We start from the raw sequence: 14,128 nt of genomic DNA, 5'->3' as shown, positions 1-14,128 counted from the left end.
GGGTACCTCGGCCGGGGTCTAGCGGCTGTGCATCAGCCGGTAGTAGGCCTGGTTCCACCGCAGCCGGTCACCCAGGTCGGACGGGGTGGTGCGGTGGTCGATGAGCAGGAATTCGGATTTCAGCATGTCGGCGAAGTCCCGCAACGTCTCCGCGCCAACTGCCTGGGTCAGCACGGTGTGGTGCGGTCCGCCGGCCATGAGCCACGCCTCGGCGGAGGTGGACAGCGACGGGGCCGGCTTCCACACCGCGCGGGCAACCGGCAGGTTGGGCAGCGGCTCATCCGGCGGTGTCACCTCGACCGTGTTGGCGACCAGCCGGAACCGGTCGCCGAGGTCCGTCATGCCGATCACCACGCCGGCGCCCGGTGCGGCGTCGAACACCAGTCGTACCGGGTCCTCCCGGTCGCCGATGCTCAGCGGGTGGATCTCGCAGGACGGCCGGTGCGCGGCGATGCTCGGGCAGACCTCCAGCATGTGCGCCCCGAGAATCTTCGGCTCGCCCGGCCCCAGGTGGTAGGTGTAGTCCTCCATGAATGAGGTGCCCCGCCCGCTGCCGGCACCCATGGCCTTGATCGCGGCGAGGAGAGCGGAGGTCTTCCAGTCCCCCTCACCGCCGAAGCCGTAGCCGTCGGCCATCAGCCGTTGCACCGCCAGACCGGGCAGCTGCCGCAGGTCGCCGAGGTCCTGGAAGTTCGTGGTGAACGCGCCGAAGCCACCCGCGGTGAGGAAGTCGCGCAGGCCGACCTCGATGCGCGCGGCGTACCGCAGGGACTCGTGGCGCCCGCCACCCCGGGCCAGTTCCGGTGCGAGGCGGTACGCGTCGGCGTACTCGGCGACGAGCGCGTCGACCTCGTCCGCGGATGCGTCGTCGACCGCAGCGACCAGGTCGTTGACGCCGTAGGTGTTGACCGAGACGCCGAACCGCAGCTCAGCCTCCACCTTGTCCCCCTCGGTCACCGCGACGTCGCGCATGTTGTCGCCGAACCGTGCCAGGCGCAGCCCGCGCAGGTGGTCCAGGCCGAGGGCAGCGCGGATCCAGCCGTCGAGTCGGGCGACCACCTCGGGGTCGGAGGCGTGGCCGACGATGGTCTTGCGGGTCACCCCGAGCCGCGTCAGGATGTAGCCGAACTCCCGGTCACCGTGCGCGGCCTGGTTGAGATTCATGAAATCCATGTCGATGGACGCCCAGGGCAGCGCCGCGTTGAGCTGGGTGTGCAGGTGCAGCAGCGGCTTGCGCAGCATGTCCAGACCAGCGATCCACATCTTGGCCGGTGAGAACGTGTGCATCCAGGCGATGACGCCCACGCAGCCGGGGTCCGCGTTGGCCTCGAGCATCACGTGGCGTATCGCGGTCGAGTCGGTCAGCACCGGCTTCCAGACGATCTCGGCGGCGAGTTGACCCGAGGACACCAGGGTTCGCTGGATCTGCTGGGACTGGTCGGCGACCTGGATGAGGGTTTCCGGTCCGTAAAGGTGCTGGCTGCCGGTGAGGAACCAGACCTCGGGTTTCGTGGCCGATGCCATGGCGGGTTCTCCTGTCGGGGTGCGGCTCACGCCTGCCCGTAGACGTTCTGGTAGCGGTCGTAGAGGGCGTCGATGTCGCTTTGCCGCAGCGGCAGCGGTGCACCGAGCTGACGAGCGATGTGGACGGTGCGGGCGACGTCCTCGCACATCACGGCGGCTTTGACCGCCGCTCGGGCGTGGGTCCCGATGGTGAAGACGCCGTGGTTGCGCATGAGGACGGCCGGTGAGCGGTGGGTCCGGAGCGTGGCCACGATGCCGCGACCGATGGAGTCGTCGCCGATGAGCGCGAACGGGCCGACCGGAATCTCGCCGCCGAACTCGTCGGCGATCATGGTGAGCACGCACGGGATGGGCTCACCGCGGGCGGCCCAGGCGGTCGCGTACGTGGAGTGGGTGTGCACGACGCCGCCCACGCGTGGCATGTGCTTGTAGACGTATGCGTGGGCGGCGGTGTCCGACGACGGCGCCAGGTCTCCGTCGACCAGGTTGGCGTCGAGGTCGGTGATGACCATGTTCTCCGGGCGGATGTCGTCGTAGCTGACCCCCGACGGCTTGATGACCAGCAGGTCCGCACCGGGCACGCGGGCCGAGACGTTGCCGGCCGTCCACACCACGAGTGCGTTGCGGGGCAGCTCGGCGTGCAATGCCGCCACCTGGGCGCGCAGCGACGTGATGGTGGCGTTGACCGACTGGATGACGCTCATCGGGCCACCGCCGAACGCTGGATCGCACGCAGCTTGCGCATCAGCTTGTTGTCGCCTCTGCCGAAGTGGTCGTGCAGCGTGGTGTACTCGGCGAAGAGTTCGTCGTAGACCGCGGCGTCCGCCTCGTGCGGGGTGTACGCCGCGCGCTCGGCGTGGCCCATCCGCGCGGCCGCCGTGCGTACGTCCGGATACGCTCCGGCGGCGACCGCGGCGTGGATGGCCGCACCCAGCGCGGGTGCCTGCTCCGACGGAACTATGGACAGCGGTAGTCGGGTCACATCGCTGTAGATCTGCATGAGCATCGGGTTCTTGACGAGTCCGCCCGCGACGACCAGCTCGGTGACCGGCACCCCGGCGTCCCGGAAGGTCTCGATGATGGTTCGGGTGCCGAAGGCGGTGGCCTCGATGAGCGCCCGGTAGATGTCCTCCGGCCGGGTGGCCAGCGTCTCTCCCACCAACAGGCCGGACAGCTCGTGATCGACGAGCACCGAGCGGTTGCCGCTGTGCCAGTCCAGGGCGAGCAGGCCGTGCTCCCCCACCCGCTGGGTCGACGCCAGGCTGGTGAGGTACTCGTGGATGCTCAAGCCTTCGGCGCGGGCCCGGGACGTGTAGCTGGCCGGCACGTGCGTCCGCACGAAGTGCGCGAAGATGTCGCCCACGCCGCTCTGCCCGGCCTCGTAGCCCCAGAGCCCCTTGACGATGCCGTTCTTCACCACGCCGCACATGCCGGGCACGACGCGTAGCTCCCTGCCGTTCATGATGTGGCAGGTGGAGGTGCCCATGATGGCGACCATCTGCCCGGGCTCGAGCGCGTTGGCCGCGGCTGCCGTGACGTGGGCGTCCACGTTGCCGACGGCGACCGGGATGCCGGGCGGCAGACCGGTCCACGCCGCCGCCCGGTCGGTCAGCGTGCCGGCGGTGTCCCCCAGCTGGCCGATGGGCTGGTCGAGCTTGGTCTCGACGAAGTCGGCGAACGCGGGATTGAGCTCGGCGAGGAAGTCCGGGCCGGGATACTGCCCGTCCTGGTAGATGCCCTTGTAGCCGGCGGCGCAGGCGTTGCGGACGTAGCGGCCGGTGAGCTGCCAGACGATCCAGTCCGCTGCCTCCACCCAGCGCTGCATGGCCGCGTAGCTCGTCGGATCCTCCTCCAGCAGCTGTAGCGCCTTGGCGAACTCCCACTCCGAGGAGATCTGGCCGCCGTAGCGGGCCAGCCATGGTTCGTTCCGCTTCGCGGCGAGCTGGTTGATCCGGTCGGCGTGCGGCTGGGCGGCGTGGTGCCGCCAGAGCTTGACGTAGGCGTGGGGCCGGGCGGTGAACTGGTCCAGCTCGGACAGCGGGGTACCGTCGGCGAGCGTCGGGATCATGGTGCACGCGGTGAAGTCCGTGCCGACGCCGGTGACGTCGGCCGGGTCGATTCCCGCTTCCTGCACCGCCTGCGGCACCGCCACCTGCAGCACCTCGCGGTAGTCCTGGGGCACCTGCAGCGCCCATTCCGGAGGCAGCGGCTGGCCGCCGGGCAGGGCCTCGGTCACCACCGCGTGGGGGTACTCGTGCACGGCCGACCCCAGCTCGGCACCGTCGGAGACACGGACCACCAGGGCTCGTCCCGAGAGCGTCCCGTAGTCGACGCCCACCACGTACTTCTCGTCACTCATGTGCTGGTCCTTGTCGGGGGGGCGGTGCTCTGGCGCACCACGAGCTTGGGAATGACCAATGGCGAGGGCTGGAGGTCATCGCCGTTGATCGCCTGGGTGATGACGTCTATCGCACGTCGACCGATGGCCTCGAAGTCCTGCTCGATCGTCGTCAGTGGCGGGATGAGGTAGGCGGCCTCGGGGACGTCGTCAAACCCGACGACGGAGATGTCCTCCGGCACCCGCCGACCGCGCTCGTGCAGCGCGCGGAGCACACCGATCGCCATCTGGTCGTTCGCCGCGAAGACCGCGGTGGTCTCCGACATCTCGCAGATCCGCAGCCCGGCGGCATACCCGCTCGCGGAACTCCAGTCGCCGGGCACCGGCTCGGCCGGGCGCAGCCCCGCCTCACTCATCGCCAGGCGCCAGCCCTCGACCCGGGCGCGCGCCTCCGCCCAGTTGAGCGGACCGCTGACGTGCACGATCTCGCGGTGCCCGAGCTTCAGGAGGTGCTCGGTGGCCAGCCGAGCGCCGAGCACCTGGTCGACGCCGACCGTGCGGGACGCCTTGGACAGGTCCCCCTCCACGACGACGAAGGGGACGCCGGAGCGCTGCTTGCGCACCACCTCGAGAGCCTCGTCGTGACCGGCAATCATGACGATGCCCTCCACGCCGACCCGCATGAGATGGTCGGTGGCGTCGTCGAGGGCTCGCCGCGTCACCTCGGACAGGCTCACCGAGGTGGCGAAGTATCCGGCGGCCCGCGCGGCGTCCTCAACGCTCCGGTGAATACTCGTCGGACCGAACAGCGTCCTGGCGGTGCCGATGATGCCGATCATCCCGGAGCGTCCGCGCACCAGGGCGCGGGCGGCGGTGTTGGGACGGTAGCCGAGCCGTTCGATGGCCTGGAGCACCCGCTCCCGGGTCTCCGGCTTGATGCTGGCCGACCCGTTGATCACCCGGGACACCGTCTGGTGCGACACGCCCGCCAGGCGAGCGACGTCGGCCATCACCGGCGCCTTGGCGGCAGCCGCCGTCACGGCTGCCTCCGCATGAAGACCCTCTGCATCACGATGAAGAGGAGCAGCAGGGTTCCGATCGCGATTTTTGTCCACCATGAGCTCAGCGTGCCTTGGAACGAGATCAACGTCTGGATGACACCCAGGACGAGAACGCCGAGCAGCGACCCGAGGACGTAACCGACGCCGCCCGAGAGCAGCGTGCCGCCGATCACGACGGAGGCGATGGCGTCCAGTTCCATGCCGACGGCGTGCAGGCCGTAGCCGGAGAGCATGTAGAGGGCGAAGAGGAGCCCGGCGGTCGCGGAGCAGATTCCGCTGATGACGTAGACGCCGACCTTGACCCTGGCGACCGGCAGGCCCATGAGCATCGCCGAGTTCTCGTTGCCGCCGACCGCATAGGCGGTGCGTCCGAACCGGGTGCGGTGCAGGACCCAGCCGGCCACCGCCACGATGGCCAGCGCGATCACCACACTCCAGGTGATCGACACGTTCGCGGACAGCGGCAGGGAGGCGGTGGCAATGCTGCGGAAGGTCGGGTCCTTGATGGAGATCGACTGGACGCCGACCACGAAGCACAGCCCTCGGGCGAGGAACATGCCGGCGAGCGTCACGATGAACGGCTGGATCTCGAAGTAGTGGATGACCAGGCCCATCAGCAGGCCGAGTGTCGACCCCATGGCCAGCACCAGCAGCACCACGAGCGGCGCCGGCAGACCGGCCCCCAGGCCGGCCGCGGCCACCATCGTCGACAGCGCGACCACCGCGCCCACCGACAGGTCGATCCCGCCGGTCACGATGACGAAGGTCATGCCCACGGCGAGCACGATCAGGAAGGAATTGTCGATGAACAGGTTGGCCACGACCTGGCCGGAGGTGAACCCGTCGTAGCGGCCGGCGCCGACGCCGAAGAGGAGCACGAAGAGCACGAACGTGGCGAGTACCGGGACGACCCGGCCGGGGATCGACCGGCCGCCCGCAAGCGTCCCGAGCAGGCCCTTCTCCTTGGCCGGCGTTGCTGTGGTCGTCATGGCTGGGCCACCTTCTCCACCAGGGGTTCGGTCGGGGTCTGCGTACCCTGCCGGGCCGTTGGCTCGGCCTCCGGGTCCGGCGGGGCGTGCCGTCGCCGGGTGCGGCCCAGCAGGGCGGCCCGCACCTTGGGCGCCTGCAGGAGGCACACGGCGATGACGACGACGGCTTTGAAGACGAGGGTGATCTTGGGGTCAATGCCCATGCTGTACACCGTCGTGGTGAGCGTCTGGATGATGAGCGCGCCCAGCAGCGTGCCGGTGAGGCTGTACCGGCCGCCGGCCAGCGAGGTGCCGCCGATGACGACGGCCAGGATCGCGTCCATCTCGATCCATAGGCCGGCGTTGTTGGCGTCGGCGGCGCTGACGTTGGAGCTGATCATCAGGCCGGCGACGCCGGCGCAGATGGCGGCGAACACGTAGACGGTCCACCGGATGGTGCGGGCGCGCAGGCCGGCCAGCCGGCTGGCCTCCGGGTTGATCCCGACCGACTCGATGAGCAGGCCGAGCGCGGTCCGGCGGGTCACGAGGGCGACGAGCACGAACACGGCGACGGCGATGAGGATCGAGACGGGCAGCACCAGGAAGCCGGCGCCGACGGTACGGAACGTCGGGTTGCGCACGGTGATGATCTGGCCGTCGGTGATGAGCATCGCAATGCCACGCCCGGCGGTCATGAGAACGAGCGTCGCGATGATTGGTTGCATGCCGAGGCCGGCGACGAGGAAGCCGTTCCACAGTCCGAGGACGGCGCAGAGCGCGAGCGCGGTCCCCATGCCGACGAAGGCGGCCCCGGCGCTGCCCGGCTCGGCCGCGCCCACGATGGAGGAGCAGGTGACCGCTCCGGAGATGGCGACGACCGCGCCGACCGACAGGTCGATCCCCCGGGTGGCGATGACCAGGCACATGCCGAGCGCGATGAGCATGGTCGGCGCGCCGTTCTTGAGGATGTCGATGAGGCTGCCGTAGAGGTGGCCGTCCTGGAAGCGCAGGGCGAGGAACGACGGGCGGACGACCGCGTTGGCCGCCAGCAGCACCACGATGGCCACCAGGGGCCACAGCAGTCCGCTGCTGCGGAAGCGGTCCAGGGGGCGCGTGGAGGTCATGCCGCCACCGCCTCGGAGCCCTCGTCCACGCGGGCGATGAGCCGCATGATGTCGTCGACGGTGGCGTGCTGGTCGAGCTCGGCGATCTTGGCCCGGTCCTTCATCACCACGACGCGGTGGCTCAGGCGTACGACCTCCTCAAGCTCGGCGGAGATGTAGACCACGGCCATGCCTTCCTGGGCGAGCTCGGCGACGAGCTTCTGGATCTGGGTCTTGGCCCCGATGTCGATGCCGCGGGTGGGCTCGTCGAGGATGAGCAGCTTCGGCTTGGTGACCAGCCAGCGGGCGAGCAGCACCTTCTGCTGGTTGCCACCGGAGAGCTTGCCCACGAGCGCGTCGGGGTTCGCCGGTCTGATGTCCAGCGCCTTGATCCACTTTTCCACCAGCTGGTCCTTGGTCTTACGGGGGATGGGCCGGGCCCAGCCGCTGGCGGCCTGCATGGCCAGAATCAGGTTGTCCCGGACGCTGAGGTCGGCCAGCACTCCCTCGCCCTTGCGGTCCTCAGAGCAGAAGGCGATCCCGGCGGCGATGGCGACGCGGGGGTTCCGCAGGTGCACCACCTTGCCGTCGACGGTCACCTGGCCGCTGTCCGGACGGTCCGCCCCGAAGAGCAGCCGCGCGAGCTCGGTGCGCCCGGAGCCGAGGAGTCCGGCCAGGCCCACCACCTCGCCGCGATTGATCTGCAGGTGAAACGGTGCGACCGAGCCCTTGCGGCCGACACCGGTGGCCTGCAGCACGGGGGCGGTGGAGGCCACCTCGCCGGCCTGTCCGGCGAGCCGCTCGACCTCCGCCAACGCGCCAAGCTCGCGGCCGATCATGAGGGAGACCAGCTCGAGCCGGCCGAGGTCGGCGCTCCGGTGCTCCCCCACCAGCCGGCCGTTGCGCAACACCGTCATCCGGTCGGAGATTTCGTACACCTGCTCGAGGAAGTGGGAGACGAAGAGGATGGCGACGCCCCGGTCCCGCAGGACTCGCATGATGCGGAAGAGTTCGGCGACCTCGTCCTGGTCGAGGCTGGAGGTCGGCTCGTCGAGAATGAGGACCTTGGCGTCCACGGCGACGGCACGGGTGATCGCCACGAGCTGCTGGATGGCGATGGGATGCTCGGCGAGGATGGAGCCGGGGTCGATGTGGAGTCCCATCTCGGCGAGCAGCTCGGCGGCGCGGGCCCGGGTCGCCCTTCCGTCGATCGCGCCGAGCCGCCGCGGCTCGCGGCCGAGCAGGATGTTCTCCGCGACCGTCAGGTTGGGGCAGAGGTTGACCTCCTGGTAGACGGTGCTGATCCCGGCGCCCTGGGCCTCGGCCGGGCCGGAGAACGACACCTCCCGCCCCTCGATCGTCGTGACGCCGGCGATCGGGCTGTAGACGCCGGTCAACGCCTTGATGAGCGTCGACTTGCCCGCGCCGTTCTCCCCCATGAGGGCGTGCACCTCGCCGGGGAAGAGCCGGAAGTCCACCTCCTGCAAGGCCTTCACACCCGGGAACTCCACCGAGATCCCCCGCATCTGCACGAGCGCGGCCGGTTCGGCCGCATGCGGCGCCTGCTTCGCGTCCTCCGACATGGTGGTCCTCCCTCATGTGCTACGAGCCATGGCCGGCTGTGGGCCGGACGCCGGGGTTGCGCCCCCGCCATCCGTGGGGGTGGCGGGGGCGCGGTGGGTGGAGAATCGGCCCGACCTCAGTACTTGCGGTTGGGCAACTCGGTCTTCGCCTGCTCCTGCGTGAACGTCGTCTCCTCCGTCACCACGCGCTGGGGCACCTGCTCACCCTTGACGACCTTCTTGGCGAGATCCATCAGCTGGGGACCGAGCAGCGGGTTGCACTCGACGATGTAGTTGATCTTGCCGTCGGCGAGCGCCTGCACGCCGTCGTGCACCGCGTCGACCGTGATGATCTTGATGTCGACACCGGGCTTCTTGCCGGCCGCCTCGATGGCCTCGATGGCGCCCAGACCCATGTCGTCGTTGTGGGCGTAGACCACGTCGATCTTGGGGTTGGACTTGAGGAAGGCCTCCATGACCTGCTTGCCGCCGGACCGGGTGAAGTCGCCGGTCTGGGAGGCGATGACCTTGATCTGCGGGGCGGCCTTGGTCGCGTCGGCGAAGCCCTGCTTGCGGTCGATGGCGGGGGCGGCACCCGTCGTACCCTGCAGCTCGACCACGTTGACCTCGCTCTTGCCCTGGGACTCCTCCACCAGCCACTCACCGGCCTTCTTGCCCTCGGCGACGAAGTCCGAGCCGAGGAAGGTCTTGTAGAGCGAGGTGTCCTCCGAGTCCACCGCGCGGTCGGTGAGGATCACGGGAATGTTGGCTCGCTTGGCTTCGAGCAGCACGGCGTCCCAGCCGGTCTCCACGACGGGACTGAAGGCGATGACGTCGACCTTCTGCTGGATGTAGCTGCGGATCGCCTTGATCTGGTTCTCCTGCTTCTGCTGGCCATCCGAGAACTTGAGGTCGATCCCGGCCTCCTTGGCCGACTCCTGGACGGACTTCGTGTTGGCGGTACGCCAGCCGGACTCGGCACCGACCTGGGCGAAGCCCATGGTGATGGTGTCGTTTCCGGCTCCGCCGCCACCGGACGCCGCCGAGTCACCGCCGCATCCTGCCAGGCCGACGGCCAGCACCACGCCAGCGACGGCCGCGAGGAACTTCTTCGACATTGGACTTCCTCCACTTTCTGACGCCATGGTGGGCCCCTCCGTGCGGCTCGTACCTGGTTCGCCGCCTGGCAACCACTGCCCATCTGGCGCAGAAGTGTGAGCGTTAACATCCGCGGATGTCAACCCCCCGTGTCCTCTTTGTCAACAGAAGATGTCGCTGCAGGTAGGAGTATTGACACGATCGGAGGCCGTACGTATGTTAGCGCTCACTTTCGAGCATGTTAACGCTCACTTCGCAAGTCGAAGGCGTTCCTCGAAGCGCAACTGCTCCAGACAGCACCCGGCTGCACCACCCGTCCCGACGCCCGGCCTCGGCCGAGTCACCAGGAGGAAGCCCGGCAATGTCCCCGTCCCGGCCCCGCCCGGCGCGCCACTCCGCGCCCCACCGAACCCGCCGCCTGCTCGCCGGCGTCACCGCACTTGTCACCAGCCTGGTCAGCGTCACGGCCCTGGCCCCGCCCAGCCAGGCGGCCACTCTCGACGACGGCCTGGTCCTGCACTACGACCTGACCCAGACCAGCGGCCCCGTGACCGACAGCTCGGGGCACGGCCGCAACGGCACGCTCAGCGGCGACGCGACCTGGCAGGGCCCGGACGGCCTGCGCCTCGGCGGCGCCAACGGCCACGTCCGGCTGCCCGACAACATCCTGCGGGGCCTCACCGACATCACCGTCTCGGTGCAGGTCAACATGGCGACCGACCAGGCCGCGCCGTACTTCATCTGGGGGCTCGGGAACACCGGTTCCGGCGGCGTCGGCAACGGCTACCTGTTCAACACCGGCAACGCCTTCCGCGCCTCCATCGCCAGCGGCAACTGGTCCACTGAGCAGACCGTGACCACCGGCCGCAATCTCACCCGGGGCAGCTGGCGCACCATCACCTACGCCCTCGGCGGCGGCACCGCAGTGCTCTATGAGGACGGCGTCGAGGTCGCCCGCAAGACCGGCATCACCCTCACGCCCGGGTCGATCGGCGGCGGCACCACCACCGCCAACTACCTCGGCCGCTCCGTGTACACCTCGGACAGGTACCTCAAGGGGCAGGTCCGGGACTTCCGCATCTACGACCGCGCTGTCACCGCCGCCGAGGCGCACGCCCTCGGTGAGCGGACCGCCACCGGACGGGCTGCGGATGACGCGGCAGCCCTAGACCTGGGCGACACGTCCGCGGTGACGGAGAACCTGAGCCTGCCGACCCGCGGTGCCGGCGGCTCCAGCATCACCTGGTCGTCGAGTGATCCCGCGATCGTGTCGAACACCGGCGTGGTCACCCGTCCCACACCCGGATCCGGCAACGCGACCGTGACGCTGACCGCCACCGCGTCGTACGCCGGCTACGCCGCCACCCGGGAGTTCACCGTCACCGTCGTCGAGGACATCACCGACCAGGAGAAGGTCGACGCCGCCCTCGCGGCCATCGTCATCCCCGACCAGGACGCGGTCCGCGGCAACATGACGCTGCCCACCCGGGGAGCCCGCAACGTCGCGCTGGCGTGGACCGCCAAGGACTCCTCCGTCGTCAGCAGCACCGGTGAGGTGACCCGGCCGCCGTACGGGTCGGGCGCGATCAAGGCCCGCCTCAGCGTACGGGCGACCAAGGGTGCGGCCAGCGGCGTACGCAATTTCACCCTGACCGTCCTCCCGCTGCCGAAGAAGGATCCCCTCGAGGGCTACGCCTTCGCCTACTTCACCGGTGAGGGCAGCGCTGACGGCGAGCAGATCTACTTCGCGGCGAGCCGCGGGAACGACCCGCTCAAGTACGACGAGCTCAACGGTGGCCGCCCCGTCCTCACCTCCACCGAGGGCGACGACGGCGTGCGTGACCCGTTCATCATCCGCAGCCCGGAGGGCGACAAGTTCTACCTCATCGCCACCGACCTCAAGATCTACGGCAACGGCGACTGGGACGCCAGCCAGCGCACCGGCAGCAAGTACATCGAGGTCTGGGAGTCGACCGACCTGGTGAACTGGTCCCAGCAGCGCCATGTGCGCGTCTCTCCCGACACCGCCGGTAACACCTGGGCGCCCGAGGCCTACTACGACGACACCATCGGCGCCTACGTGGTGTTCTGGGCCGCCAAGCTCTACGCGCCGGAGGACACCGCGCACGCCGGCAACACCTACAACCGGATGCTGTACGCGACGACCCGCGACTTCCGCACCTTCAGCGAGCCCAGGGTGTGGGTCGACCCCGGCTACTCGGTGATCGACTCGACCGTGATCAAACACGGCGGCACCTACTACCGCTTCACCAAGGACGAGCGGAACAACACCTCGAGTACCCCGTGCAGCAAGTTCATCCTGGAGCAGAAGTCGACCCAACTGCGCAGCACGAGCTGGGACTTCGTCCAGGACTGCATCGGCAAGGCGACGGACACCTCCGCGGGCATCGCCCAGGGCGAGGGTCCGACGATCTTCAAGAGCAACACCGAGGACAAGTGGTACCTGTTCATCGACGAGTTCGGGGGGCGCGGCTACGTGCCGTTCGAGACCACCGACCTCGACGGCGGGCGGTTCACCATGTCGACCGGCCACGACCTGCCGGCCCACCCGCGGCACGGCACCGTCCTGCCGGTCACCAAGGCCGAGCTCGACCGCCTGCGCCAGGGCCCCTCGCCGACACCGGCGACCAGGAAGGGCGTCATCGCGGACTACCACCTCGCCGGCGGCAGCGGCACGACGGTGGCCGACAGCTCCGGCAACGGCCGGGACGCCACCATCCACGGCGGGGTCACCCGGGGCAGCGACGCGATGACGTTCGACGGCACCGACGGCTACGTCGACCTGCCGGACAACCTGCTGACCGGCCTGTCCGACGTGAGCGTCTCCGCCCGGGTGTGGATCGATCCGGCGCAGGCCACGCCGTACTTCATCTGGGGCCTGGGCAACACCACGAACGGCGCCGGCAACGGCTACCTGTTCGCCACCGGCAACTCCTATCGCACCGCCATCGCGACCGGGAACTGGTCGACCGAGCAGAACACCGGCACCGGACGCGACCTGAGCCGGGGCAGCTGGCACACCATCACCTGGACGCTCTCCGGCGGGGTGGCCCGCCTCTACGACAACGGCGTCGAGGTGGCACACAACACCGGCGTCACGACCAAGCCGGGTGACCTCGGCGGCGGCATCAGCACGGCCAACTACCTGGGCCGCTCCCTCTACGCCGCCGACCGCTATTTCACGGGCCGGATGCGCGGCTTCACCCTGTGGAACCGGGGCCTGTCGGCCAGGGAGGTGCTCGCCCTGCCCGGAAACGAGACCGCCATCGGCGCGGTGAAACTGGACGCGCTCAAGGTGCCGGCCATCATCGACAACGACGGCGGCACGGTGACCCTGCCGGTCAAGCCGGGCACCGACCTGACCGCTCTCGCACCCGAGTTCGGGATCAGCGACGACGCGCAGGTCAGCCCCGGCAACGAGTCCGTCCAGGACTTCACGCGACCGGTCACCTACACCGTGACGGGCGCCGACGGCAGCAGCCGCGTCTGGACCGTCAAGGCGGTCGCCATGAACAGCCCGGTGCTACCCGGCTACAACGCCGACCCGAACATCGTCCGCTTCGGCGACACCTACTACATCTACGCCACCACCGACGGCTACCCGGGCTGGTCCAGCACGACCTTCAAGACCTGGTCGAGCAAGGACCTCGTGCACTGGACCGAACACCGGACCATCCTCGACCTCGGCCCCGACGTGTCGTGGGCCGACGGGCGGGCCTGGGCGCCGGCCGCGACCGAGAAGAACGGAAAGTACTACTTCTACTTCTGCGCCGACGCCAAGATCGGCGTGGCCGTCGCCGACTCCCCCACCGGCCCGTTCGTCGACGCGCTCGGCAAGCCGCTCGTCGCCACCAATCCCGACGGCGGCCAGGCGATCGACCCAGCGGTCTTCACCGACGACGACGGCCAGAGCTATCTCTACTGGGGCAACGGCAACGCCTACGTCGTGCCGCTCAACCCGGACATGACGTCGTTCGATCCCGCCAAGGTCAAGCGGATCACGGGGCTGACCGGCTTCCGCGAAGGCCTCTTCATGGCCAAGCGCGGCGGCACGTACCACCTCAGCTGGTCCATCGACGACACCGGCAGCGAGAACTACCGCGTCGGCTACGCCACCGCCACGAGCCCGATGGCCGACGGGCTGGTCAACCGGGGCGAGATCCTCACCAAGGACGTCAGCCTCGGCATCCTCGGCACCGGGCACCACAGCATCATCCAGGTGCCGGGCACCGACGACTGGTACATCGCCTACCACCGCTTCGCCGTTCCCGGCGGCGACGGCACCCACCGCGAGGTGACCATCGACCGCCTGCGGTTCAACGCCGACGGCACGATCGCCAACGTGGTGCCGACGCTGGAGAGCGTCCCGCCGCTGGCGCAGTGAGTCCCGGGCGGGCGTCGCGCCGTCCGGTGACGCCCGCCCGACCGTACCCGTCATCGCTCCCACCAACGA

General features: G+C 69.4%; 9 protein-coding genes. 1 reads left to right on the top strand and 8 read right to left on the bottom strand.

From position 1 onward, the window contains the following. Positions 1-18: 18 nt before the first annotated feature. From araA to EV384_RS13965, 8 genes are all read right to left on the bottom strand, one after another. Positions 19-1,524, bottom strand: coding sequence for an L-arabinose isomerase (araA, locus tag EV384_RS14000; RefSeq protein ID WP_130333603.1), 1,506 nt, complete (start codon positions 1,522-1,524; stop codon positions 19-21). A gap of 26 nt (positions 1,525-1,550) precedes the next feature. Beyond that, the gene (locus EV384_RS13995; protein WP_130333601.1) at positions 1,551-2,228 is read right to left on the bottom strand and encodes an L-ribulose-5-phosphate 4-epimerase; all 678 of its coding nucleotides are present in this window, start codon (positions 2,226-2,228) and stop codon (positions 1,551-1,553) included. After that, positions 2,225-3,883 carry a ribulokinase gene (gene araB, locus EV384_RS13990; RefSeq protein WP_130333599.1) on the bottom strand — a complete coding sequence of 553 codons (1,659 nt, stop codon included), beginning with the start codon at positions 3,881-3,883 and terminating at the stop codon, positions 2,225-2,227. The genes EV384_RS13995 and araB overlap by 4 nt, the downstream gene beginning before the upstream one ends. Further along, positions 3,880-4,902, bottom strand: a complete 1,023-nt coding sequence (locus EV384_RS13985) for a LacI family DNA-binding transcriptional regulator (RefSeq protein ID WP_242624044.1) — start codon at positions 4,900-4,902, stop codon at positions 3,880-3,882. The genes araB and EV384_RS13985 overlap by 4 nt, the downstream gene beginning before the upstream one ends. Further along, positions 4,899-5,912, bottom strand: a complete 1,014-nt coding sequence (gene yjfF, locus EV384_RS13980; RefSeq protein WP_130333597.1) for a galactofuranose ABC transporter, permease protein YjfF — start codon at positions 5,910-5,912, stop codon at positions 4,899-4,901. The genes EV384_RS13985 and yjfF overlap by 4 nt, the downstream gene beginning before the upstream one ends. After that, positions 5,909-7,015 carry an ABC transporter permease gene (locus tag EV384_RS13975; RefSeq protein ID WP_130333595.1) on the bottom strand — a complete coding sequence of 369 codons (1,107 nt, stop codon included), beginning with the start codon at positions 7,013-7,015 and terminating at the stop codon, positions 5,909-5,911. Before EV384_RS13975 ends, yjfF begins: the two co-directional genes overlap by 4 nt. Then, positions 7,012-8,577 (bottom strand): sugar ABC transporter ATP-binding protein, encoded by a 1,566-nt coding sequence (locus tag EV384_RS13970; protein ID WP_207232318.1) that lies wholly within the window; start codon positions 8,575-8,577, stop codon positions 7,012-7,014. Before EV384_RS13970 ends, EV384_RS13975 begins: the two co-directional genes overlap by 4 nt. A gap of 116 nt (positions 8,578-8,693) precedes the next feature. Beyond that, entirely contained in the window at positions 8,694-9,674 is a 981-nt protein-coding gene (locus EV384_RS13965; protein WP_130333593.1) for an ABC transporter substrate-binding protein, read from the bottom strand. Positions 9,675-10,015: 341 nt separating this feature from the next. Here EV384_RS13965 and EV384_RS13960 point away from each other — a divergent pair, with 341 nt between their 5' ends. Next, positions 10,016-14,059, top strand: coding sequence for a family 43 glycosylhydrolase (locus EV384_RS13960; RefSeq protein WP_130333591.1), 4,044 nt, complete (start codon positions 10,016-10,018; stop codon positions 14,057-14,059). Positions 14,060-14,128: the final 69 nt, after the last annotated feature.

The sequence above is a fragment of the Micromonospora kangleipakensis genome, from assembly GCF_004217615.1.
GTDB classification, from domain to species: Bacteria; Actinomycetota; Actinomycetes; order Mycobacteriales; family Micromonosporaceae; genus Micromonospora; species Micromonospora kangleipakensis.
The sequence above is the reverse complement of the archived record's forward strand: the minus strand, read 5'-3'. Positions and strand labels throughout refer to the sequence as shown.

What these genes read in the sequence shown, in the direction of transcription:
- araA (WP_130333603.1), bottom strand. Translation starts at nt 1,524, where the DNA reads ATGGCATCGGCCACGAAACCCGAGGTCTGGTTCCTCACCGGCAGCCAG.
- EV384_RS13995 (WP_130333601.1), bottom strand. Translation starts at nt 2,228, where the DNA reads ATGAGCGTCATCCAGTCGGTCAACGCCACCATCACGTCGCTGCGCGCC.
- araB (WP_130333599.1), bottom strand. Translation starts at nt 3,883, where the DNA reads ATGAGTGACGAGAAGTACGTGGTGGGCGTCGACTACGGGACGCTCTCG.
- yjfF (WP_130333597.1), bottom strand. Translation starts at nt 5,912, where the DNA reads ATGACGACCACAGCAACGCCGGCCAAGGAGAAGGGCCTGCTCGGGACG.
- EV384_RS13975 (WP_130333595.1), bottom strand. Translation starts at nt 7,015, where the DNA reads ATGACCTCCACGCGCCCCCTGGACCGCTTCCGCAGCAGCGGACTGCTG.
- EV384_RS13970 (WP_207232318.1), bottom strand. Translation starts at nt 8,577, where the DNA reads ATGTCGGAGGACGCGAAGCAGGCGCCGCATGCGGCCGAACCGGCCGCG.
- EV384_RS13965 (WP_130333593.1), bottom strand. Translation starts at nt 9,674, where the DNA reads ATGTCGAAGAAGTTCCTCGCGGCCGTCGCTGGCGTGGTGCTGGCCGTC.
- EV384_RS13960 (WP_130333591.1), top strand. Translation starts at nt 10,016, where the DNA reads ATGTCCCCGTCCCGGCCCCGCCCGGCGCGCCACTCCGCGCCCCACCGA.